Consider the following 20,527-nt stretch of genomic DNA (forward strand, 5'->3'; position numbering starts at 1 on the left):
ATGCCTTTATCTCGTTTAAATGAAGAACAATATAAAGCCGCTAGTGCCCCTTTTGGACATAATTTAATCATAGCAAGTGCAGGAACTGGTAAAACTTCAACTATAGTTGCAAGAATAGCATTTTTACTTCAAAATGGTATAAAGCCTGAAAAAATTATGCTTTTAACCTTTACTAATAAAGCTAGCAAAGAGATGATAGAAAGACTTAGTAGATATTTTGATAAAAATATCACTTCAAAAATTACAGCAGGAACCTTTCATAGCACAGCTTATACCTTATTGAAAGAATTAAATCATGATATTATTTTAAAACCTGCAAGCGAGCTTAAAATTCTTTTGCGTTCCATTTTTGAAAAACGCACTTTTCATCATTTAAGCGACACCAAACCTTATATGTCAAGCTATTTGTATGATGTGTATTCTTTATTTCAAAATACTAATACAAATTTAGATAAATTTTATAATTGGTTTTGCCAAAATTATGATGAACAAGCTATCTATGCTGAAATTTATGAAGATATTTTAAAAGAATACGAAGAGGAAAAATCACGATTTAATTATGTTGATTTTAATGATTTACTTATAAAATTAAAACAAGTTTTAGCTTCACATCATTTTGAATTTGATGAGATTTTAGTAGATGAATATCAAGATACTAATACCTTACAAGGTTCTCTCATTGATGCTTTTAAAAGCAAAAGTCTATTTTGTGTAGGAGATTATGATCAAAGTATTTATGCTTTTAATGGAGCTGATATTTCTATCATAGGAAGTTTTAAGGATAGATTTGTTGATGCAAATATTTTTACTTTAAATAAAAATTATCGCTCTAGTAAAAACATACTTGCACTGGCTAATAAGGTGATTTTAAACAATGAAAGATTATATCCTAAGGAATTAATTGTAACCAGAGAAGGAGATTTTAAAACACCGAGCTTATTAACCTTTAATGAATTATTTGATCAATACTCTACCATTGCAAAAATAATCTTACAAAGCGGAGTTGATCTTGATGAAATTGCGGTTATTTTTAGAAACAACTCAAGTGCTGATGGAGTAGAAGTAGCCTTAAGAGAACTTGGTATAGCAAGCAAAAGAAAAGGTGGCGGAAGTTTTTTTGAAAGTTTAGAGGTAAAAAACTTTTGTTCTATGCTTGCAATTGCACTTAATCCAAAAGATATTATGGCTTTTATACATTTACTTGAATACACCAAAGGGGTTGGTGGAGTTTTGGCAAAAGATATTTTCGATGCTTTGTTAAAACTTGGGCATTCTAGTTTGATTAAAGGTTTTTTAGACCCTGATGCTAATGTAAGTTTAAAAAAATACAAAAAGCAAAGTTATCAACTAGGGCTTTTTGATGATATTGAAGAACTAGCTTCTCCCTCAAGGTTTAACCTAGAAAGTGAATTTAATACCCATCCTATTTTAAGCCTACCTAAAATCAATGAGCTTTGTGCGAAAAATCTTGAAAAAATTTATCTTTTTATAAAAAAGGCAAGTGAATGCAAAATTTCAACTCAACTTGTGAATTTAATTTTAGAAAATGATTATTTCAAAGAAATTTGTGATATTTTAGCAACCAAAAGAGCGACTAATAAAAATTCCAATGTTGATTTAAATAAAAAAAATGAAATTTTGGAAAAAATCGAAGCTAAAATGTTTGTATTAAAAGAGCTTGCAAAAAATTATAGTGATAATTATAAATACTATAATTTCTTAACTCTTGGAGCTAGTGAAATGAGTAGTGGTAGTGGGGTTAATCTTTTAAGCATACATGCTAGCAAGGGTCTTGAGTTTGAACTTGTATTTGTAATTGATCTTGCACAAGGAAGATTTCCTAATCAAAAGCTTATGAGTATGGGTGGAAGTTTAGAAGAAGAAAGAAGACTTTTTTATGTAGCAGTAACTAGAGCTAAAGATACTTTGTATTTAAGTTATGCAAAATATGACAAGATAAAAAAGAGCAATTATCAGCCTTCATGTTTTTTAATCGAAGCTGGTATGTGTAAAGAAGAAATAAAATAAGACTTTATTAATCTTTTTATATTATGATTAATCAAAACCATTTAAGGAGATAAAATGAATAGTGTGTTATTCAAAGGAAATAAAGTAAATTTAAAGGGAAATAATGTTCAAGTCGGAGATATGGCTCCAAATATTACTTTAAAAGCTAAAGATCTATCGGGTGTTGAAATTGCCCCTAAAGATAAAACTCAAATTATTATTAGTGTTCCAAGTCTTGATACTCCAGTATGTGCAACCGAAGCTAGAGAATTTAATAAAAAAGCAGCAGCAAGTGGTGTGGAAGTAATCGTAGTTAGCATGGATTTGCCTTTTGCTATAGGTCGTTTTTGTTCAACAGAAGGTATAGAAAATTTAAAAGTTGCTAGTGATTTTGTTTCTAAAGAATTTGGTGAAAAATATGGAGTTTTAATGGCAGATGGCCCGCTTGAGGGAATTTTAGCTAGAGCTGTATTTGTAGTTAAAAATGGTGTCATTGCTTATAAAGAATTGGTAAATGAAATTACAGAACTTCCAAATATGCAAGCTTTAGAAGATTTTTTTAGTAAAAGTTGTGGATGCAGTGGATGTGGTTGCCACTAAAGATTTTAAAAGCCTTTAACAGGCTTTTAAAGTTTTAATATGGAAAATTTTATTTCTCGTTTTGAGCTAGAAAAACAAGATCTTGAACTCATACAAAAAAATCTACAAATAATAAATATTGAAAGAAATTTTAAAGTTAATGATAAATGCTTAGGTTTTGTAAAAATTTTAAAAGGTGAGCTTAGAACATTTATTTTAACTCCAAACGCAAAAGAAATTACACTTTTTCATCTTAAAGAAAATGATGAATGTGTTATTTGTTCTGAATGCAATATAGACAACATATCTTATGATGTTTTTATACAAAGCACACAAGATACAAGATTAGCTATCATACCTAGTAATACCTTTCTAATTTTAAAGGACAAGTATCCAAAAATCAACAATTATATTTTAACACTACTCACCAAGCGTTTTAATGCTTTAGTTAAAATTTTAGAACAAGCTTTGTTTATGCCTTTATCTTCTAGGATTTGTAAATTTTTAAAAGAAAATGCTGATAACGATAATACTTTAAAAATCACTCATGAGGCTTTGGCAAATCATTTAGGAAGTGCTAGAGAAGCTATTTCAAGGATTTTAAAAGAGTTGGAAAAAGAGGGTAAAATCAAACTTGAAAGATCTAAAATAATATTAATTTCTTTGTGACATTATCACAGAAAAACTTTTGAAATTTATTTATAATGTCAATAAAAAAGGAGAAATTATGAGTAAAATAGAAAGAATATTAAGAATAACTTTAGCCATTGTAGCTTTTTCTTTGGGAATTTATTTTTCAACTTGGTGGGGATTATTAGGTTTTATTCCTTTATTAACAGGTATTTTTGGTCTATGTCCTATAAAAGTACTTAGCGGAAAACAAGCTTGCCCACTTGGAGTTTGTCCTATTTCTAAAAAGAAAAACTAGCGATATTGGCTAGTTTTTCTAATTTTGGTGTAATAACAAATCTACAATAAGCTTGTTTTGGATTTTTCTTAAAGTAATCTTGGTGATATTCTTCGCCTTTATAGTATATTTCAAGTTTTGCCACTTGTGTAGCTATGGGTTTAATATAATTTTTTTGAGCATTTTGCAAAAAATTGCTGATAATTTTAAAATCATTATTATCTTGATAAAAAATTGCTGATCTATACTGCACTCCTTCATCGGCTCCTTGTTTGTCTTTGCTTGTTGGATCATGTATTTTTAGAAAAATTTCTAAAATTTTTTCTAATGAAATTTGTTTTTCATTGTATTTTATTTTAGCTACTTCTATATTTCCATCACCATTTACTACGCTTTCATAATTTGGATTTGCTTTGCCACCAGTGTAACCTACTTCTGTATGTATTACTCCTTTAATATTATCAAACACAGCCTGAGTACACCAAAAACACCCCGCACCTAAAATAATCTCTTTAGAAAAAACACTCATATTTATTAATAAAATTCCTATAAATTTTATACATTCTCATCTTCTTTCAAAACAAGTTGCATAAGGTAAAGTTCTTCTCCATCTATAATTTTTAAATTTTTATCCTCACATTTTGGACACCAAAAGATATTATTTTCAAGCACTCCGCTAAAATGGCATTTTTGACATTCTACTACTACCTCTTGAATATGCATAATAAATTTAGCATTTTTACATAAAGAGCTATTTTCTCTAAAAGTTTCAAAGCTTCTTTGTAAAAGTGGAGGTTCAACCCCACTTAAGCGCCCTATTTTCACATGTACTTCTTCAATAATTTTTCCTTGAGCGTATTCTTCGCAAAGCTCTAGCAAAGATTCTGTAATACTTAACTCATGCATTAGCAAATTCTTGGTAAAAGTTCGCCCTTTGGAGCTTCTAAAATGCGTTTTGCTCCATAAGCATTTTCTAAAACCACTCTTGCTTTTTCATTAGCTGTGATTTCACCTATAATGGCTGCATTAGGATTAAATTGTTTTAAAATTTCTAATGCTTTTTGCTCATCTTTTTTATCTACACAAATAATAAAAGTTCCTTCATTTGCAAGCTCATAAGGCTCATATCCAAAAAGCTCACAAACCCCTAAAACTTCATCACAAACTGGAATTTTTTCTTCAAAAATTAAAAGCTCTAAATTACTTAATTTAGCCCATTCATTCAAAACAGCACTCAGTCCACCACGCGTAGCATCGCGCATTGCTTTTATGATAATATTTGCATTTAAAAGTGTTAAAACTTCATCTTTTAAATTTTTACAATCACTTTGGATATTTGCTTCTAGATTATTTCTTTCAACCAAAACCGCACAACCATGAGCTCCAATATCCCTTGAAACTAAGATACTACAACCGCTTTTTATATCTTTAGTATTAATTTTTTTTATGCTTTTTCCTATGCATGAGGTATTGATATATACTTTATCGCCTTTATTTTTAGGAACGACTTTGGTATCTCCACATACCAATTTTACCCCTACCTTGTTACATTCTTCTTTTATAGAATTTAGTATAATTTTTAACTTTTCTATCTCAAAACCTTCTTCTAAAATCAAAGCTAAAGACAAATATAGCGGTTTTGCTCCTACCATCAAAACATCATTTACACTTCCACAAACCGCTAGTTTTCCTATATTTGTATCTTTTAAAAAGATAGGATTTAGCACAAAAGAATCTGTGCTAAAAGCTAAATCATCTAAAATAGCCGCATCATTTGCCTCTTTTAAAACATTATTTTCAAAAATAGAAAAAATTTCATTTATTAAAGTATTCATTTCCTCACCACCGCCACCATGAGCTAAAGTAATTTGCTTCATTTTATGCCTTATCTTGATAATATTTATAATAAGCCGCACAAGCTCCTTCACTAGAAACCATACAACTACCTATGGGATTTTTTGGAGTACAAGCTTTTGCAAACACCTTACAATCATAAGGCTTAGCTAAACCTCTTAAAATTTGACCACAAATACAAGCTTTGCTTTCATCTTTGCTTTGCACCTTGCAATCAAACACTTTACTAGCATCTAAATGTGCAAATTCGGCTTTCAAACAAAATCCGCCATTTGTAATTACCCCAAGTCCTCTAAATTCAAAATCACAGGGCTTAAAGTATTTTTCTATTAAAGCCTTAGCTTTTAAATTTCCTTCTTTGCTAACTACTCTGTGGTATTCATTATAAACTTCAAAAGTATTTGCATTCATTTGCTCTACTATATTTAATACACTAAGCATTATATCAACTGGTTCAAAACCACTTACCGCAATAGGAGTTTTATATTTTTTAGCAATAGGCTCATAAATATTTGATCCTGTGATAACACTTACATGCGAAGGTCCTAAAAATGCATCGATTTTTACATTTTTATCTTGCATGATAGCTTCTATTGCAGGTGGAACTAGCACATGATTGATATGAAAAAATAAATTTTTTAAATTCAATGCCATACTTTTTTCTATAATCACCCCACTCATAGGTGTAGTTGTCTCAAAACCTATAGCAAAAAAGATTACATTTTTTTCAAGATTTTTTAAAGCTATGTCTATCACATCCAAAGGTGTATAAAGCGCTCTAATATCAGCTCCTTTGGCTCTAAGATCAATCAAGCTTTCATAACTTCCTGGAACTTTAAGCATATCGCCTAATACACAAAAGATAGTATTTGGCATACTTGCAAGTTTTAATGCCACATCTATACGCTCTCTTGGCATAACGCATACAGGACAACCCGGACCATGAATAAAATTTATTTCTTTAGGTAATAAATCAGGTAAGCCAAATTTCATAATACTATGCGTATGCCCGCCACAAATTTCCATGATATTAATAGGCTTAGTAATTTTAGAAGCAATAAGTTCTTTTAGGGCTAAAATTCTTTCTTTATTCCTAAAATCATTAATTAAATCCATTTTTTAGCCCCATATCGCCTTCATTTTCATCGATTTGTCCATTTTGCATTTTCTCTGCTATATCAGTATAAATTTTTAAACTCTCTTGTGCAGCTTGAGTGTCAATTTTTTCCATAGCAAAGCCCACATGTATAAGCACATAATCACCCACTTTTAAAGGCTCGCTTATTAAGTCCAAACTCACTCTTCTTTTAACCCCTAAAGTTTCTACTATAGCTGAATTTAATTCATCAATTTCTAAAATTTTAGAAGGTATAGAAAGACACATTAGCTAAGCTCCTTTTTCATTTTTAGATAATTTATCCAAAGCTCAAACCCTGTTTTTGTTTTGCTATCTAAAATCATAATATCTATTTTAGGATTTAATCTTTTAGCTGCCATAGAAGCTGCTTTAAAATCAAAGTCAAAATGCTGAGCTAAATCAGCTTTAGTAATGACTAACAAATCAGCCTTTCTAAACATCACTGGGTATTTTTCTACCTTATCGCTACCTTCTGTTACTGAAAGCAAAACTACATTTAAATGCTCACCCAAATCATAACTTGCAGGACATACTAAATTCCCTACATTTTCAACAAAAACTATATCAAGTTCGCTAAGTTTAAAATGATGTAAAGCTTCATGCACCATAAAAGCATCTAAATGACAGGTTTGTCCTGTAGTAATTTGATGAGCTAAGCCCCCTGCTTTGATAATGCGATTTGCATCATTATTAGTTTCTAAGTCTCCTTCAACAACAGCTATTTTTAAATCATCTTTTAATGCTTTAATGGTTTCTTCTAAAAGTGTTGTTTTACCGCTTCCTGGAGAACTCATTAGATTAATACAAAGAGTATTATACTCATTAAAATGCTCTCTATTATGAGCTGCTTGATGATCATTTTTTGATAAAATTTTACTAATAACATTAATAGTTTTTTCATCTTTTAAAGCTGGATTTTCATGATGGTGATCATGATGATGTTCATGTCCATTAATAGAGCAACCGCAATCTTTACACATAATCTTTCCTTTATATTTTTATTTTATTGTATATAAAAAAGTATTAAAAAAATATGAGTTTTATTAAGTTTTTAATGACAAATAATGCACAAGTTGCCCAAGTGCAATAGAACTATCATTGCAAGGAAATTGCAAAGAAGTTTTATAAGCGAATTTTTTTCGAGCTAAAATTTCAAGTAAGGTTTTATTTTGAAATACCCCGCCACACAAAAGCACTTCTTCTTTAAAATCTTTTGAATATTCTATAATTAAATTTGCAATAGCATTTAATAAACCTGTGCTAATTTTAACCTTATCTTTATCTTCTAAAGCTTGTAAAAAAGCATTTTTAAAACAAATTTCATTTTCTTTAATGTCAAAATGATAACTATAATTAAGATTTTGATCGTAGTATTTTTCCATTAAAAGTCCAATTTGAGCTTCATAATCAAGTCTTTGAATATCAAAAGCAACGGCGCCAAAAGCATCAATAATTCTTCCAAGAGAGCTAGTATATAAAGAACTTTGGGAATGAATTTTTTTAAGATTATTAAGTTTTACGGGATTAATTTTATTTAAAAAATCACTCGCTTCACTTTCCAAATTAAAATCAAAAACTAAAGCTAAAGCTAAATTGGCTATATTTTTAATATCAGCATTTATAAGTTTAAAATTTTTAAAATGAGCTAATCGTTCATATTTTTTTAAATTAGCCTTAAATATTTCCCCACCCCAAATCTTACCATCATCTCCATAGCCAGTTCCATCAAAAATAAAAGCTAAAACTTCATCTTTATAAATTTTATGTTCAAACAAACAAGCACATAAATGTGCATAATGATGTTGCACGCAAACATTTTTATAATCTTTAAATTCTTTTACATAATTAAAATGCGGGTGTTTGTCGCATATTACTTTATCAAATTTAATATTATATGAGTTTTGAAAGAATTTTAATATCTTAAAAAATCTTTCTTGTATATCTATATCTTTCATATCTCCTATATATGGAGAAATAAAAATTTGATTTTTAAAAAAACATGCAAATTCATTTTTTAATTCACTACCTAATGCAAGAACATTTTCTTTGCAATTAAATATATTTTTAGTGTTAGTATAGATTGGATTAACTCCCCTTGAAGTTCTTAAAAACATTATCTTATCTTTAATTACTTGTGCAATACTATCATCACTACTATTATATATTTGTCTATCATAATCAAGATAAAAATCAAATACATTAAAAAGTTTTTCTAAAAGTTTTGTTTCTTCATAGATAATACTTTGAGAGCTAAGATTTGCACTTGTTGCTACAATGGGTTTTTGAAAATAATCAAACAATAATAAATGTGTTCCCATGTATGCTAGCATTATGCCTATTTTATCAGTATCAGGTGCTAAGCTTTTATGAATATTTTTACTTTTTAAGATAACTATAGGTTTTAAATTTGAAGTTAAAAGTTTTGCTTCAGCTTCATTTACAAAAGCTAATTCTTGAGCCATTTTAAGATCTTTTACCATAACGGCAAAAGGTTTTTTAAGACGATTTTTGCGTATTCTAAGCTCACATATAGCTTTTTCATTGGTTCCATCACAAATTAGATGAAAACCACCCATACCTTTAAAAGCTATGATTTTACCTTCTTCTAAAAGCTTTGCAAGCAAAATAAAAGCTTCTTCATCTTTAGCTAAAATATTTTTATTTTTATCTTTTAAAAAAATAGAAATTTTACACTCTGGACATGAAAGTGGTTGAGCATGAAAGCGACGATTAGTAGGATCTTCATACTCACTTTGACAAAAAGAACACATTTTAAAAATATCCATAGTTGTATTAGCTCTATCATAAGGTAGCTTTTTGATTATAGAAAATCTTGGTCCACAATTTGCACAAGTAATAAAGGGGTATTTAAAACGAGAGTTTTTTTCATCATAAAATTCATTACAACAATCTTCACAAAGCGCAAAATCACTCAAAATCGGACTAAATTTTTCAGTATTTTGAGAAGAACTTATAATAAATTCTTTATAACTTTGTTTTAACTTTATCAAAGAAAAATTAATTTCATCTACTCTAGATAAAGGTGGTAGATCTGCTAAGAGTTTTTCTTTAAAAAATAACATATCATTTTCATTGCTTTCAAGTATTATAACAACGCCTAAGCCATTATTATATACTTCACCTTTTAAATTAAGCTTTTTAGCTAGATTAAAAACAAAAGGACGAAAACCAACCCCTTGCACTAATCCTTTTATGTAAATTTCATATCCAAAGAGGGACATCGCTTATCTTAAAAAATGGTATATGTTTAAATACATTTTTACTAAGGCTTTTATGTTCAAACAAACTTCCACTAAGTATGATACAATCAGCTTGATTTTTAGCTTTTAAATCATCAAACAAATCTCTTAAAAAATACACCAAGCTTTCAACAACACCTAAAGCTATAATTTGATCTTCAACCCCAGCAAGTTTAAAACTCATCACACTTCTTATAGTTTTAGTATAATCAAATTCTTTTTGCTCGTTAAATTTAAAATCTATCCTAACACCTTTTGCCATTTTACTCTCATCTGCCAAGGCTAAAAGTTTTAATGCTGCTTTTTCTAGCTCATCATCAAACTCTAAAATCATTCCAATCATACCAAAAAGACTAAAAAAATTATTAGTCATATTAAGATCTTTTTGCACTAAAGCAAATTCTTTTTCATAATTAGCCAACAATCTCTTAGCCACATCATCTTGGCTTATAGTTTGATAAAACTCATTAAAGCTTTTTGGTAAAGAAAGCTTTAAAAGATTTAACTCTTTATCAAGCAAAAGAATATCATCATATTTTTTACTAAGTTCCAAAAGCAAAGGTTTTTTATCTTTAAAATCAGACAATATACAAGAAATTCTTGCAAAATTTTTATCATCTTTTTGAAAAATCAAATTTTTAAACTCAGGTAAAATATAATCATAACCCCTACAAATCACTAGCTCATTTTCTATCAAAGCCACTTCAAAATCATCTTCAAAATGTTCTAGTTTTTTAAAATTTAAAAATTTAATGCTTTCTTTTTCTAATTCAAAACACAATGCAAAAATAAAAAGATTGTCATAAATTTTTACTTTAAAATAATCTTGATTAAAATTATGATTTTGTCTAAAGATGGCATTAAATTTTAATCTCATTAAAGGTTTTTCAAGACCTGCTAGAATTTTAAATTGTTCATTATTGCATGAAAAAAATACATTGATATGCTTTGGATTGCTTGGTGTTAAAAAATCACCTAAACACTCATTAAAAATTTCAAAAGAATAAATTCCTTTTGAGTTTTTAAGGAATATTTTTTCTTTGTTTTTTAATTTTTCTAAAGCTTTTTTTAAATTATCGCGAAAGTTTTCTTTGGTAATTTTTATAAATTCATCTTCTATTTTAAACTCTTCTTCTACAAAAACACCCCATTCATTTTCTAAAAGCTCACCTTGAGTATAAGCATTTGCATTAAGTCTTGTTAAAAAGCTTCTTTTAGTAAAGTTTTTTTCACTTTTTGTTGATATAAAATCTTCTTCTATAACTTTTAAATCAAATTTGTTTAAAAATACACTATGACTAATATTTTCTAAATTAGTGCAAAACGCTTGAATTTCTTCTTTGTTACCCTTAATCTTAATGGTAATTTTTTCATCTTTTTGCTCGTAATCATACATATAATCTTTAGCATAATAATGCAACAAATATTCAAAAATATCATTTTTAGATTTATAACCAAAAGTAATTTTCAAAAGCAAATTAAAACCTTAAAAATTAAATTTAAAATATAAATATAACAATTTTAATTCTAAGGAAAGCTTAAAAAGCTATCTATTTTAGATAGCTTTTTATTTTATTGGTAGTTAAATTCAGAACCTATAGAGATTTTTTGAATTTCTTTTTTGTTTTCAAGTTTTAAAAGTGGAGCATTTTTATCCATACCTAAAACTTTGGCTTTTTTACCATCAATTAACAACGCAACACCTTCAGGTAAAGCATAAACGATAGTTTTAGGATTTACTATTAAAAATTCTTCTAATCTTTCTTCACGGCTTTCACCATTATGTCCTACTGGTTTTCCTGATATAAAATGAGGATTGATTTGGTGAGGGAAAATATTAAATGTATTGAATGATTTTGGTTCTACTATAGGCATATCATTAGTTGTTTTCATAGTGGCACCAGCTACATTTGAACCTGCTGACCAACCAACATAAGGCACACCTTCACTTACTCTTTTTGCAATTAATTCCACTAGGTTGTTATTGTAAAGTTGATTTACTAGTTCAAAAGTGTTTCCACCGCCTACAAAAATCGCATCAGCACTTTTAACAATATCAACAGCATTTCCCCTATGCACGCTAACTATCTGAAGTCCTAAGCTTTCTAAAGCTTTGGCAACTTGAGCTTCATATTGCTCATAAGTTTTTCTAACACCAGCATAAGGTATAAAAGCTACTTTTTTACCTTTAAGATTGTTTTTTTCAACAAATTCTTTAAGCCAAGGTAATGCGTGGTTTAAATAACCTGTATCTTTATAGCCAGAGCTTGAAAGTAATAATGCTTTTTGTTTATCTTTTGGAAAATTAATTGCATCATTTGACTTTGCATTTAAAGCAACTCCACTAAAAAGCATAGCAGCTAAACCAAGAGCACCTACTTTTAACATACTTCTTCTTTTCATGTTTTTTCCTTTAAAAGATATTTAAAAACGATTAATTTTAATAAATAATTTTTTAAAGAAAAATAAATTTTTTGCTATAAGATTAAATTTTTAAGACTTAATTCTCTTTCTTTATAATCAGGCATTAAACTATACAAAAAATCATAAAATTCCTTTTGATGATGAGGATAGATTAAGTGTGTAAGTTCGTGTAAAATCACATATTCTATAGCTTTAATGGGCTTTTGCATAAGTTTTAAATTTAAATTTATATAGCCTTTTTGATGATTACACGAACCCCATCTTGAAACCATTTCTTTTATGCAAATTCTTTGTACTTTTTTTTCAAAGGCAAATTGCCACTTACGAATAAGAAACTCAAAAATCACTCTAGCGCTATGTTTTAGAAAAAAATCTAAAGCTTTTTGGTCTTTTGCAAAAATTTTATCTTTTTTTATTAAAACTTTCTTGCAATTCTCATTCAAAACCAAACAATATCTTTTTCCCAAAAAAAATAACTCATCGTTAGCTAAAACAACTCGCTTTGATGAAATTTCCTTTTCTTTTGCTCTTATCCAATTTTCATTTTTTTCTAAAAATCTTAAAACATCTTGCTTCTCATAATATAATGGAATACTAAGCTTAAAACTCAAATCTCTATCTATCCTAAGTCTTAAATATTTGAGTTTTTTCTTTTCAAAAGTAAAACGGAATTCTTTAAATTCTAAAATTCCTTTTATACTACTGCCTTGCCTTGCCATTTTTTACTTTTCCATCTATATGAATTTACAATACCACGCAAAAACTCATCTGCACAAAAACCTATCCAAACACCTAAAATTCCAAGCCCAACATAAAAACAAAGCACATAACCTACAGGTAGTGAAACTCCAAGCATAAATACCACTCCGCTAAAAAATGGAAATCTCGCATCACCGCTTGCTCTTAAAGAATTCACCATAACTATATTAAATGTTCTTGAAATTTCTAAAAAAATAGAAAGAGTAAAAAGTGGTATCATAAGTTCCTTTAAATTTTCTTCAAGCTTCACTACACCCATAGTAAAATCTTGTAAAACAAAATTTAATAAAGCTACAAAAGCACTTGCCATTACACTAAAATACAAAGCTATCCAAGTATGTTTATAAGCTACATTTAAATATTTTGCACCGACTAATTTACCTATGATAATTTCATTTGCTACGCTTATTGCTTGTCCTACTAGCATAATAAGCAAAGAAATTTGAAAATAAATCGTTTGAACACTTAAATTTTCTTTACCTAAACTTGCTACAAAAGCAAAGGCTATGGTGTATTGTATAAACCAAATTAAATTTTCTCCAGCCGCAAAACCACCAATATTTAAAATCTTTTTAAGCACAGCTTTTTCAAGACTTATCATCTCTTTAAAGTTAAGATAAATTTTAAGCTTAAAACTAAGTATTGCTACAAGCATACTAAATGCTACCAAGCGCCCAAGTATATTACTAAGCCCTACTCCAAAAAGTTCTAATTTAGTAAAATGCAATACATAAAAATTGCCTATGAATATTACTATATTCATCAATAAGGTTGCAAACATAACCCAATAAGCCATATTATAAACCCTAACAATTGCTGCTAAAACTATACCAACAGCATCAAAAAATAAACAAATTCCAAGCATATGTAGGTAAATTTCGCTGTCTTTTAAAAGTTCATTTGGAATTTGCAAAAGATAAAGTAAAAATTCTCCATGCCATAAAATCAAACTTCCACACACAAAGCCAAGCATAGCATTTAAAAATAAACTTTGATGAATCGCTTTTCTAGCTAGAGCATAATCTTTCGCTCCCAAAGCTTGAGCAATTACTACGCTACAACCCACACTTAAAAAGCTAAAAATGATGATAAATAAATCTGCAACTTGATTACCAGCACCCATAGCTCCAACCAAAAAATTAGAATATTGCGAAACCATAATAGTATTAATAATCAAAGAAAAATATCTTAAAAACATTTCAAGTAATATAGGCATACTAAGATGTTTGAGTGAAAGTTGTTTGCTAGCCATAAATACTCTTTACAATGGAATAAAAAATTAATTTTATAAAAAAAATACTTTTTACAAGCTTTTGCTTTTTATATCTTTTTTGCAGAGATGGTTTAAAATCAATAAACTAACATTTATTAATTTTTAATTTTATTTGGTTATTTTCTTCTTTAAAAGTATAAATTAAATCATCACACTCATAAGAAATTTCTTTTTTGCAAGTTTTATCTTGCAAAGGTTCTTTTAAAATTTCATTTAAATGTTTTTTAATAAGTAATTTCATGGGTATTCCACAACCATGCTGTAAATTTTTAATAAATTTTCCATCTATTTCTTTTTCGCTTGTTATTTTGGTAAAATCGATTTCAAATCCTAATTCTTTTAAAATATCAAAATAATCTTCTCTTTCTTTTAAAGGAACATATTGATCAAATTTAGAATGATAAGCAATGTATTTTGGTTTTGAATATAAACTTTGAGTTTTTAAATGTTCTTTATTTAATGGTTCTCTTATTATTTTTCTAGCATTTGAAAAATAATTTGGCGAAGAAGAATTAGAAGTCCAATAAGTTTTATCAAAAGCAGCAAGTTTTATATTTTTAAAAATGTGTGTAAGTCCTGCACTACAATACTTAATATAATCAATCTCTCTTCCAAATCCTATGAATCTCCATAAATTATGATTCAAAGTCATATGAGAAGAATTATCTAAAATACTATCAACACTCCAAGGAGCTATTTTTGCACATAAATTCGCCAAATATCCTCCATGTGAAGCACCTACTAAAATGGTCTTTATACCCCCCCCCGCTGTAATTTTAAAAGGAAAATTGGCTTTTATATATAAAATAGCATTTAATATATCCATTGCTTGCATAATACCATAATTTTGATATTCATTTTTAGTTGGTTCAAAACCTATGCTTAGGTATAAATAATAATCTTCACTAAGTTCTTTTTCCTTTTTTAATTTTTCTATAAATTTATTTACAACATCTACCACGCAATAAAACTCATCATATGTTTTTAAATTTTGCACATCTATAGGAAGTTTTATTCCAATTGCTTCTAGACTTGTTTTTAAAATCAGCTTATCTAACTCATTGATATAAAATAATGCTCCGGTTTGAGGACGATTACCTATGCAGTGATAATTTACACTTAAAACAGCTACATTATAATTTCTTGCACAATATTCTTCTATGTATAAATTATCATTTATATCTCCACCTAATCCAGGTATAATACAAACTAAAGCTTCTATTTCTTTACTATCATCATAAATGAGTTTAAAATCAAGCTTGCTTTTTCTTTTTATATTTAATTCTACATCATCACAAGAGTCTATGGAATATGTTTGATTTATAATCATAAGTTTCTTTCTTAGTTACAATTTATGCTATTATAACTAATCTAAATTACAACCAAATTAAAGAAAAAAGTATGAAATATATATTTAAATGCAACAATAAAAAATATTCTAATAAAGATTTAATCGAATCTTTTTATAAACTCGGTATTCAAAAAAATGATATATTATGCATTCATAGTGAATTAATGAAATTTGGCATACCTTTACTTCCTAGAAATGAATTTTTACAAACTATAATTGATTGCTTTTTTGAAGTTATAGGTAAAGAAGGAACACTTATAATGCCTACTTTTACTTATAGTTTTTGTAAAAATGAAGTATATAATAAAATAAATTCTAAAAGTAATGTTGGGGTTTTAACAGAATATTTTCGCAAACTGGGGGGGGTAAAACGCACAAATGATCCTATATTTTCTTTTGCTATAAAAGGAGCTAAAGAAGAATTATTTTTAAAAGAGACTACAAGTTGTTTTGGAGAAAACTCTGTATATGATGTTTTAACAAAACAAAACGGCAGACTAATTTTGTTCGGATCTAAGATAGCTGGATATACTTTTAGTCATTTTATAGAAGAAAAAGCTCGCGTTCCATATAGATATTTTAAAAATTTTAGTGGTAAAATCTCTTATGAAAATGGTAAAATAGAATGTAAAAATATTAAATATTATGTTAGAAAATTAGACGAAAATTCAGATTTAGATGTCGGCAAACAAGTGGATATTTTAAAAAATGATAATAATTTTAATATTTTAAATTTTTCTAATGCTCATATAATAAACATTAATGCGAAAAATTATTTAGAAAAAACATTAAAAGCATTAGAAAGCAATCCCTATTGTTTATTAAAGGAGTAAAATGATAACTCATATTGATGATTTTTTACAAGAAAGTGTTACTAAATTTGGGAGTAAAAATGCTTTTGTTGAATTTAATGGCAAAGGTATAACTTATAAAGAATTTGATGATTTAAGCAAGAAAATAGCTAGTGAAATTCTTTCTAAATTTCTTACAAAAAATACGCAAAATCCTGTGTTAATCATACTTCCTAAAGGGATTGATTGTTTGCTTTCTTTTTTTAGTGTAGCAAAAAGTGGAAATTTCTACACACTTTTAGATGAAAAAAGCCCTAAAGAGCGTGTAGAAAAAGTCATAGAAGTTTTAAAGCCAAGACTTTTAATCACCTCTAGAAAATTAAATTTAGATTATAATCTTGATACTATTTATGCAGAAGATTTTGAAAAATTTTCTATAGATGAAAACGCTTTAAGTAATGCCTTAACAAATCACATAGATACAAACTTACTTTATGTGTTTTTCACAAGTGGAAGTACAGGAATACCAAAAGGAGTAAGTATAAGCCATAAAAGTGTAATTGATTATACTTTTTGGGTGTGTGAGACTTTTAAACTAAATCATGAAGATATATTGGCAAATCAAGCACCATTTTATTTTGATAATAGTATTTTAGATATATTTAGCTCTATCAAAATGGGAGCAACACTTCATATACTGCCAAATCATCTTTTTGCTTTTCCAAATAAAATTTTGGAATATTTAGAGCGAGAAAAAATAACAACAATTTTTTGGGTGCCTTCAGTGTTAATTTATTTTGCAAATACCAATGCTCTTGACACCTTCAAACTAAAGCATTTAAATAAAATTCTTTTTTGCGGTGAAATTATGCCAAATAAACAACTCAACACTTGGCGCAAACATCTTCCTGATGCTTTGTTTGCTAATCTTTATGGGCCTACTGAAATCACCGATGTATGTTCTTTTTATATAGTTAATAGGCAATTTAGTGATGATGAACTTTTACCTATAGGAAATGCTTGTAAAAACACTCAACTTTTAGTTTTTGATGAAAATTTAAATTTAATCACCCCAAATCAAGTAGGCATTAAAGGTGAGCTTTATGTAAGAGGAACTTGTCTTTCACTAGGATATTATAGTGATAAAGAAAAAACAAAACAAGCTTTTGTGCAAAATCCTTTGCATGATAATTATTTAGATTTGCTTTATAAAACAGGCGATGTGGTAGCCTATAATGAATTTGGCGAACTTTTATGCTATGGAAGAATAGATTATCAAATCAAATATATGGGTCATCGTATAGAACTTGGAGAAATAGAAAGTGTGATAAATTCTCACGAGAATGTTAAAAATTGTGCTTGTATCTTTAAAGAAGAAATCATTTGTTTTTATGAGAGCAAGGAAGAATTAGACTTTAAAAACTTTTTAAAAGAAAAGCTTCCTGCTTATATGATACCTAAGAAATTTATTAAAATAGACTATTTTGCCTTAAATGCAAATGGTAAGATTGATAGGAAGATTTTAAGTGGAATGGTTTGAAAAATTGAATCAAGATTTTGGAGATTTTACCATTCACAATTGCTATGAATATAAAAATATCTTTCTAAAAAAAGTAACAATCGATAATTATTTTCTACAACAAGAAAATGGTAATTTCTTTGTTTACGATAAAAAACTTTTATTTTATTTTATCAATGAAATAAAACAATATAATATAAAACCATCTTTTGTTAGACTTATCGGAAATCAAGAAAAATATTTTGAAAAACATAATTATTTTCTAAAGCTCAATAATTTTGAATGTTTTCAAATATTTAAACAAATGAGTCTTAGAAATGAAAATTTAACACCTATTCAATTTGAATTCATAAAAAAACCGACTATAGATGAAACAATAGAATGTTATAATTTTTTAAATGATATTTTTAAATACAACTTTAACCTTTTTTATCAAAAAAATAATTTTAAAAAATATATCAACAATATTTTATGTTACAAAGAAGATAATAAAATATGTGGTGTTTTATTGTATACTAATGTTTTAAATAACACAATTTTAGACTATATTGCTATAAAACCTGATTTAAAACACAACAATATAGCCTATGCATTACTAAATCATTTTTTTATAGAAAATAAAAACGCAAAATTTTACAAATTATATGTTGATATTAACAACACGAAAGCAATAAATTTTTACAAAAAATCAAATTTTACTTTTAATAAAATAGAACTTAGATTTTACAGGAATTTCTATGACTTTTAAAGAAATTTATTTAATAGGAGAAGGAAGAGTAGCTAAGGAATGCTCAAAAATAGCTACTTATTTTTTAAAAAAAGAAATTATATTTATTTCTCAAAAAGATAAATCAAAACTCGATATTTTTTTTACTAAAATACAAAATTATTTCATCATAAGCGTCAATAATTTTTATATTTTTAAAAGAGAATGCGTAGAATCAAATTTCATCATCAACTATCATAACTCCTTGCTTCTAAAATACAAAGGAAGAAATGCTCATATATGGGCTATATGGGAAGATGAGATAGTAACTGGCATCACTTGGCATAAAGTAGATCACAATATAGACACCGAAGACATCATTTTACAAAAAGAAATCAAAATTAACAAATCTTTTACAGCTATAAAACTACTCCAAATACAGCAGAATTTAGCCATTAATTCTTTTAGAGAATGTTTAGCAAATGTGAAAAATCTTATCCTCAATCCAAAATTAATTCTATATCCATGGGGAGGGGGATTTATAAAATGAAAGAATTACCCAACAATGGTTTATTAGACATATCTTGGGATATTCAAACCATAGAAAGATTTTTAAAAGCAATGGATAATGGCAATCTAACCCCTAAAGCTAAAATAAAAATAAACGATATAGTGTATGATATTTCATTTTATGAAATAAACCATCTCAAAATAATTCTATTTTTAAGTAATAATATGAAAATAATTTTTCAGAAAAAGGAACACAATGCAACAAATACAAGATTTTTTTAACAAAATAGATAGAGAAGATATTAATGAAAATATGCAAAATTTACTTAGCGATGACATAATAGATAGTTTGGATATTATGGCTTTAGTGGCTGAGATAGAAAAACACTATAAAAAACCCCTGAAAGCAGAGTTTATCAAAGCTGAAAATTTTGAAAATTTTAAAGATATTAAAGAAATGATAAAACAAGCGATGCAATGAACATAAAACTATATAATCATTCCATTAAAGCTGTCAGTATTGTTTTACCTAAAAATCCACTCCACAAAGAAGATGAATTAAAGCTTTGCAATATAAATGAAAGAAAATATCAACTCTTACAAGAAAATTCAGGAATTTACAATCACTTTATAAGTGATAAGCAAACATATGCAAGCGATTTAGCTACACAAGCTTTAGAAATACTTTTTGAAAAAAATATCATTTGTAAAAATGAACTTGATTTACTTGTTTTTACAAGCTTTACACCAGATTATTTAGCACCAGCTTGCACTAGTTTAATTCATAAAAATTTAAATTTAAGCGAACACACTCTGTGTTTTGATATGTTGGGATTTTGCCCTGGATTTTTACAAAGTCTTTTTCAAGTTTTTTTAGCATTAAATCACACACATATTCAAAAAGTAGTTTTAATATGCGCCAGTGTAAAAAGCAAGGCAATTGACACTCAAAAAGACAAAATCACCTTTTTAAACAATAGCGATAGTGCAAGTGCTATTTTAATAGAAAAAAATACCAATACAAAAGAAGAAGCTTTTTTCTCTCAAAAAGTTTATTCTGCTCAATGTCTAGAAGAAACTCTACCCTTTAATGGATTTAATCACAACTCAAATGAAACTATACAAGTTAATAATAATCTAGCTTTTTCTTTTATCATGCAAAACTATCCAGTATTTTTTCAAGATTTTTTTGACTATTTTAAATTAGAAAAAAATAATTTTGATGAATTTTTCATTCATTCTTCAAGTAATTTTTCTAAACAAAAATTACTTGAAGAACTAAAATTAGCCACCAAAGAAGATGCTATCCTTAAAAACTACGGAAATACTACTATAAATAAATTACCTTTAGAACTTGCTTCATACATGGGGGGGGGTATAAACAAATTTTCCTTGGAAGCTTTGGAACAGGTATCACCTTTAATGCATGTAGCTTAAAAATAAACTTTG

General features: G+C 27.6%; 23 protein-coding genes. 11 read left to right on the forward strand and 12 right to left on the reverse strand.

All coding sequences use genetic code 11. The features are described from left to right. From CARM_RS04335 to CARM_RS04350, 4 genes are read left to right on the forward strand one after another with little or no spacing between them, the layout of a single operon-like run. Positions 1-2,028, forward strand: coding sequence for an ATP-dependent helicase (locus CARM_RS04335; protein WP_139425346.1), 2,028 nt, complete (start codon positions 1-3; stop codon positions 2,026-2,028). A 54-nt stretch (positions 2,029-2,082) separates the two neighbouring features. Further along, entirely contained in the window at positions 2,083-2,607 is a 525-nt protein-coding gene (tpx, locus tag CARM_RS04340) for a thiol peroxidase (RefSeq protein WP_139425348.1), read from the forward strand. 39 nt (positions 2,608-2,646) lie between these two features. Next, entirely contained in the window at positions 2,647-3,255 is a 609-nt protein-coding gene (locus CARM_RS04345; protein ID WP_139425350.1) for a Crp/Fnr family transcriptional regulator, read from the forward strand. A gap of 58 nt (positions 3,256-3,313) precedes the next feature. Next, the gene (locus tag CARM_RS04350) at positions 3,314-3,514 is read left to right on the forward strand and encodes a YgaP family membrane protein (RefSeq protein WP_139425352.1); all 201 of its coding nucleotides are present in this window, start codon (positions 3,314-3,316) and stop codon (positions 3,512-3,514) included. On the opposite strand, the gene msrA is transcribed toward CARM_RS04350, so the two are convergent. The 12 genes from msrA to CARM_RS04410 form a co-directional block, all read right to left on the reverse strand. Beyond that, a complete protein-coding gene (gene msrA / locus CARM_RS04355) occupies positions 3,498-4,022 on the reverse strand; it encodes a peptide-methionine (S)-S-oxide reductase MsrA (RefSeq protein ID WP_139425354.1) in 525 nt (174 codons plus the stop codon). The genes CARM_RS04350 and msrA overlap by 17 nt on opposite strands. A gap of 26 nt (positions 4,023-4,048) precedes the next feature. After that, complete coding sequence (locus CARM_RS04360; protein WP_139425356.1) at positions 4,049-4,399, reverse strand: hydrogenase maturation nickel metallochaperone HypA/HybF; 351 nt, start codon at positions 4,397-4,399, stop codon at positions 4,049-4,051. Next, positions 4,399-5,370, reverse strand: a complete 972-nt coding sequence (gene hypE, locus CARM_RS04365) for a hydrogenase expression/formation protein HypE (protein WP_139425358.1) — start codon at positions 5,368-5,370, stop codon at positions 4,399-4,401. Before hypE ends, CARM_RS04360 begins: the two co-directional genes overlap by 1 nt. A gap of 1 nt (position 5,371) precedes the next feature. After that, positions 5,372-6,463, reverse strand: a complete 1,092-nt coding sequence (hypD, locus tag CARM_RS04370; protein ID WP_139425360.1) for a hydrogenase formation protein HypD — start codon at positions 6,461-6,463, stop codon at positions 5,372-5,374. Beyond that, the gene (locus CARM_RS04375) at positions 6,450-6,731 is read right to left on the reverse strand and encodes a HypC/HybG/HupF family hydrogenase formation chaperone (RefSeq protein WP_039618343.1); all 282 of its coding nucleotides are present in this window, start codon (positions 6,729-6,731) and stop codon (positions 6,450-6,452) included. Before CARM_RS04375 ends, hypD begins: the two co-directional genes overlap by 14 nt. Next, positions 6,731-7,465 carry a hydrogenase nickel incorporation protein HypB gene (hypB, locus tag CARM_RS04380; protein WP_139425362.1) on the reverse strand — a complete coding sequence of 245 codons (735 nt, stop codon included), beginning with the start codon at positions 7,463-7,465 and terminating at the stop codon, positions 6,731-6,733. Before hypB ends, CARM_RS04375 begins: the two co-directional genes overlap by 1 nt. Before the next feature lie 63 nt (positions 7,466-7,528). Continuing rightward, the gene (gene hypF, locus CARM_RS04385; RefSeq protein WP_139425364.1) at positions 7,529-9,727 is read right to left on the reverse strand and encodes a carbamoyltransferase HypF; all 2,199 of its coding nucleotides are present in this window, start codon (positions 9,725-9,727) and stop codon (positions 7,529-7,531) included. Continuing rightward, positions 9,708-11,222: a hypothetical protein gene (locus tag CARM_RS04390; RefSeq protein ID WP_139425366.1), complete on the reverse strand. Its 1,515-nt coding sequence runs from the start codon at positions 11,220-11,222 to the stop codon at positions 9,708-9,710. The genes hypF and CARM_RS04390 overlap by 20 nt, the downstream gene beginning before the upstream one ends. 95 nt (positions 11,223-11,317) lie before the next feature. After that, positions 11,318-12,148, reverse strand: coding sequence for a dipeptidase PepE (gene pepE, locus CARM_RS04395; protein WP_139425368.1), 831 nt, complete (start codon positions 12,146-12,148; stop codon positions 11,318-11,320). A 74-nt stretch (positions 12,149-12,222) separates the two neighbouring features. Continuing rightward, positions 12,223-12,888 (reverse strand): M48 family metallopeptidase, encoded by a 666-nt coding sequence (locus tag CARM_RS04400; RefSeq protein ID WP_139425370.1) that lies wholly within the window; start codon positions 12,886-12,888, stop codon positions 12,223-12,225. After that, a complete protein-coding gene (locus CARM_RS04405) occupies positions 12,864-14,180 on the reverse strand; it encodes an MATE family efflux transporter (protein WP_139425371.1) in 1,317 nt (438 codons plus the stop codon). The genes CARM_RS04400 and CARM_RS04405 overlap by 25 nt, the downstream gene beginning before the upstream one ends. Before the next feature lie 106 nt (positions 14,181-14,286). Then, entirely contained in the window at positions 14,287-15,531 is a 1,245-nt protein-coding gene (locus CARM_RS04410) for a DUF2920 family protein (protein ID WP_139425374.1), read from the reverse strand. 71 nt (positions 15,532-15,602) lie between these two features. Here CARM_RS04410 and CARM_RS04415 point away from each other — a divergent pair, with 71 nt between their 5' ends. Genes CARM_RS04415 through CARM_RS04440 form a run of 7 tightly spaced genes read left to right on the forward strand, consistent with a single transcriptional unit; the run spans position 15,603 to position 20,515 of the window. Next, positions 15,603-16,385 carry an AAC(3) family N-acetyltransferase gene (locus tag CARM_RS04415; RefSeq protein WP_139451831.1) on the forward strand — a complete coding sequence of 261 codons (783 nt, stop codon included), beginning with the start codon at positions 15,603-15,605 and terminating at the stop codon, positions 16,383-16,385. 1 nt (position 16,386) lies between these two features. Continuing rightward, complete coding sequence (locus CARM_RS04420) at positions 16,387-17,883, forward strand: amino acid adenylation domain-containing protein (RefSeq protein WP_139425376.1); 1,497 nt, start codon at positions 16,387-16,389, stop codon at positions 17,881-17,883. After that, positions 17,870-18,610 (forward strand): GNAT family N-acetyltransferase, encoded by a 741-nt coding sequence (locus CARM_RS04425; RefSeq protein WP_139425378.1) that lies wholly within the window; start codon positions 17,870-17,872, stop codon positions 18,608-18,610. Before CARM_RS04420 ends, CARM_RS04425 begins: the two co-directional genes overlap by 14 nt. Next, entirely contained in the window at positions 18,600-19,118 is a 519-nt protein-coding gene (locus tag CARM_RS04430) for a formyltransferase family protein (RefSeq protein WP_236633237.1), read from the forward strand. Before CARM_RS04425 ends, CARM_RS04430 begins: the two co-directional genes overlap by 11 nt. Further along, complete coding sequence (locus CARM_RS08430; RefSeq protein ID WP_236633236.1) at positions 19,115-19,360, forward strand: hypothetical protein; 246 nt, start codon at positions 19,115-19,117, stop codon at positions 19,358-19,360. Before CARM_RS04430 ends, CARM_RS08430 begins: the two co-directional genes overlap by 4 nt. Further along, positions 19,335-19,559 carry a phosphopantetheine-binding protein gene (locus CARM_RS04435; protein ID WP_139425380.1) on the forward strand — a complete coding sequence of 75 codons (225 nt, stop codon included), beginning with the start codon at positions 19,335-19,337 and terminating at the stop codon, positions 19,557-19,559. Before CARM_RS08430 ends, CARM_RS04435 begins: the two co-directional genes overlap by 26 nt. Further along, positions 19,556-20,515 carry a 3-oxoacyl-ACP synthase gene (locus tag CARM_RS04440; protein WP_139493266.1) on the forward strand — a complete coding sequence of 320 codons (960 nt, stop codon included), beginning with the start codon at positions 19,556-19,558 and terminating at the stop codon, positions 20,513-20,515. Before CARM_RS04435 ends, CARM_RS04440 begins: the two co-directional genes overlap by 4 nt. Positions 20,516-20,527: the final 12 nt, after the last annotated feature.

Source organism: Campylobacter armoricus, from assembly GCF_013372105.1.
In the GTDB taxonomy this organism is placed as follows: domain Bacteria; phylum Campylobacterota; class Campylobacteria; order Campylobacterales; family Campylobacteraceae; genus Campylobacter_D; species Campylobacter_D armoricus.

Bases quoted from the DNA above. Each gene is read 5' to 3' on its own strand.
- CARM_RS04335 (WP_139425346.1), top strand. From the start codon at position 1: ATGCCTTTATCTCGTTTAAATGAAGAACAATATAAAGCCGCTAGTGCC.
- tpx (WP_139425348.1), top strand. From the start codon at position 2,083: ATGAATAGTGTGTTATTCAAAGGAAATAAAGTAAATTTAAAGGGAAAT.
- CARM_RS04345 (WP_139425350.1), top strand. From the start codon at position 2,647: ATGGAAAATTTTATTTCTCGTTTTGAGCTAGAAAAACAAGATCTTGAA.
- CARM_RS04350 (WP_139425352.1), top strand. From the start codon at position 3,314: ATGAGTAAAATAGAAAGAATATTAAGAATAACTTTAGCCATTGTAGCT.
- msrA (WP_139425354.1), bottom strand. From the start codon at position 4,022: ATGAGTGTTTTTTCTAAAGAGATTATTTTAGGTGCGGGGTGTTTTTGG.
- CARM_RS04360 (WP_139425356.1), bottom strand. From the start codon at position 4,399: ATGCATGAGTTAAGTATTACAGAATCTTTGCTAGAGCTTTGCGAAGAA.
- hypE (WP_139425358.1), bottom strand. From the start codon at position 5,370: ATGAAGCAAATTACTTTAGCTCATGGTGGCGGTGGTGAGGAAATGAAT.
- hypD (WP_139425360.1), bottom strand. From the start codon at position 6,463: ATGGATTTAATTAATGATTTTAGGAATAAAGAAAGAATTTTAGCCCTA.
- CARM_RS04375 (WP_039618343.1), bottom strand. From the start codon at position 6,731: ATGTGTCTTTCTATACCTTCTAAAATTTTAGAAATTGATGAATTAAAT.
- hypB (WP_139425362.1), bottom strand. From the start codon at position 7,465: ATGTGTAAAGATTGCGGTTGCTCTATTAATGGACATGAACATCATCAT.
- hypF (WP_139425364.1), bottom strand. From the start codon at position 9,727: ATGTCCCTCTTTGGATATGAAATTTACATAAAAGGATTAGTGCAAGGG.
- pepE (WP_139425368.1), bottom strand. From the start codon at position 12,148: ATGAAAAGAAGAAGTATGTTAAAAGTAGGTGCTCTTGGTTTAGCTGCT.
- CARM_RS04400 (WP_139425370.1), bottom strand. From the start codon at position 12,888: ATGGCAAGGCAAGGCAGTAGTATAAAAGGAATTTTAGAATTTAAAGAA.
- CARM_RS04405 (WP_139425371.1), bottom strand. From the start codon at position 14,180: ATGGCTAGCAAACAACTTTCACTCAAACATCTTAGTATGCCTATATTA.
- CARM_RS04410 (WP_139425374.1), bottom strand. From the start codon at position 15,531: ATGATTATAAATCAAACATATTCCATAGACTCTTGTGATGATGTAGAA.
- CARM_RS04415 (WP_139451831.1), top strand. From the start codon at position 15,603: ATGAAATATATATTTAAATGCAACAATAAAAAATATTCTAATAAAGAT.
- CARM_RS04420 (WP_139425376.1), top strand. From the start codon at position 16,387: ATGATAACTCATATTGATGATTTTTTACAAGAAAGTGTTACTAAATTT.
- CARM_RS04430 (WP_236633237.1), top strand. From the start codon at position 18,600: ATGACTTTTAAAGAAATTTATTTAATAGGAGAAGGAAGAGTAGCTAAG.
- CARM_RS08430 (WP_236633236.1), top strand. From the start codon at position 19,115: ATGAAAGAATTACCCAACAATGGTTTATTAGACATATCTTGGGATATT.
- CARM_RS04435 (WP_139425380.1), top strand. From the start codon at position 19,335: ATGCAACAAATACAAGATTTTTTTAACAAAATAGATAGAGAAGATATT.
- CARM_RS04440 (WP_139493266.1), top strand. From the start codon at position 19,556: ATGAACATAAAACTATATAATCATTCCATTAAAGCTGTCAGTATTGTT.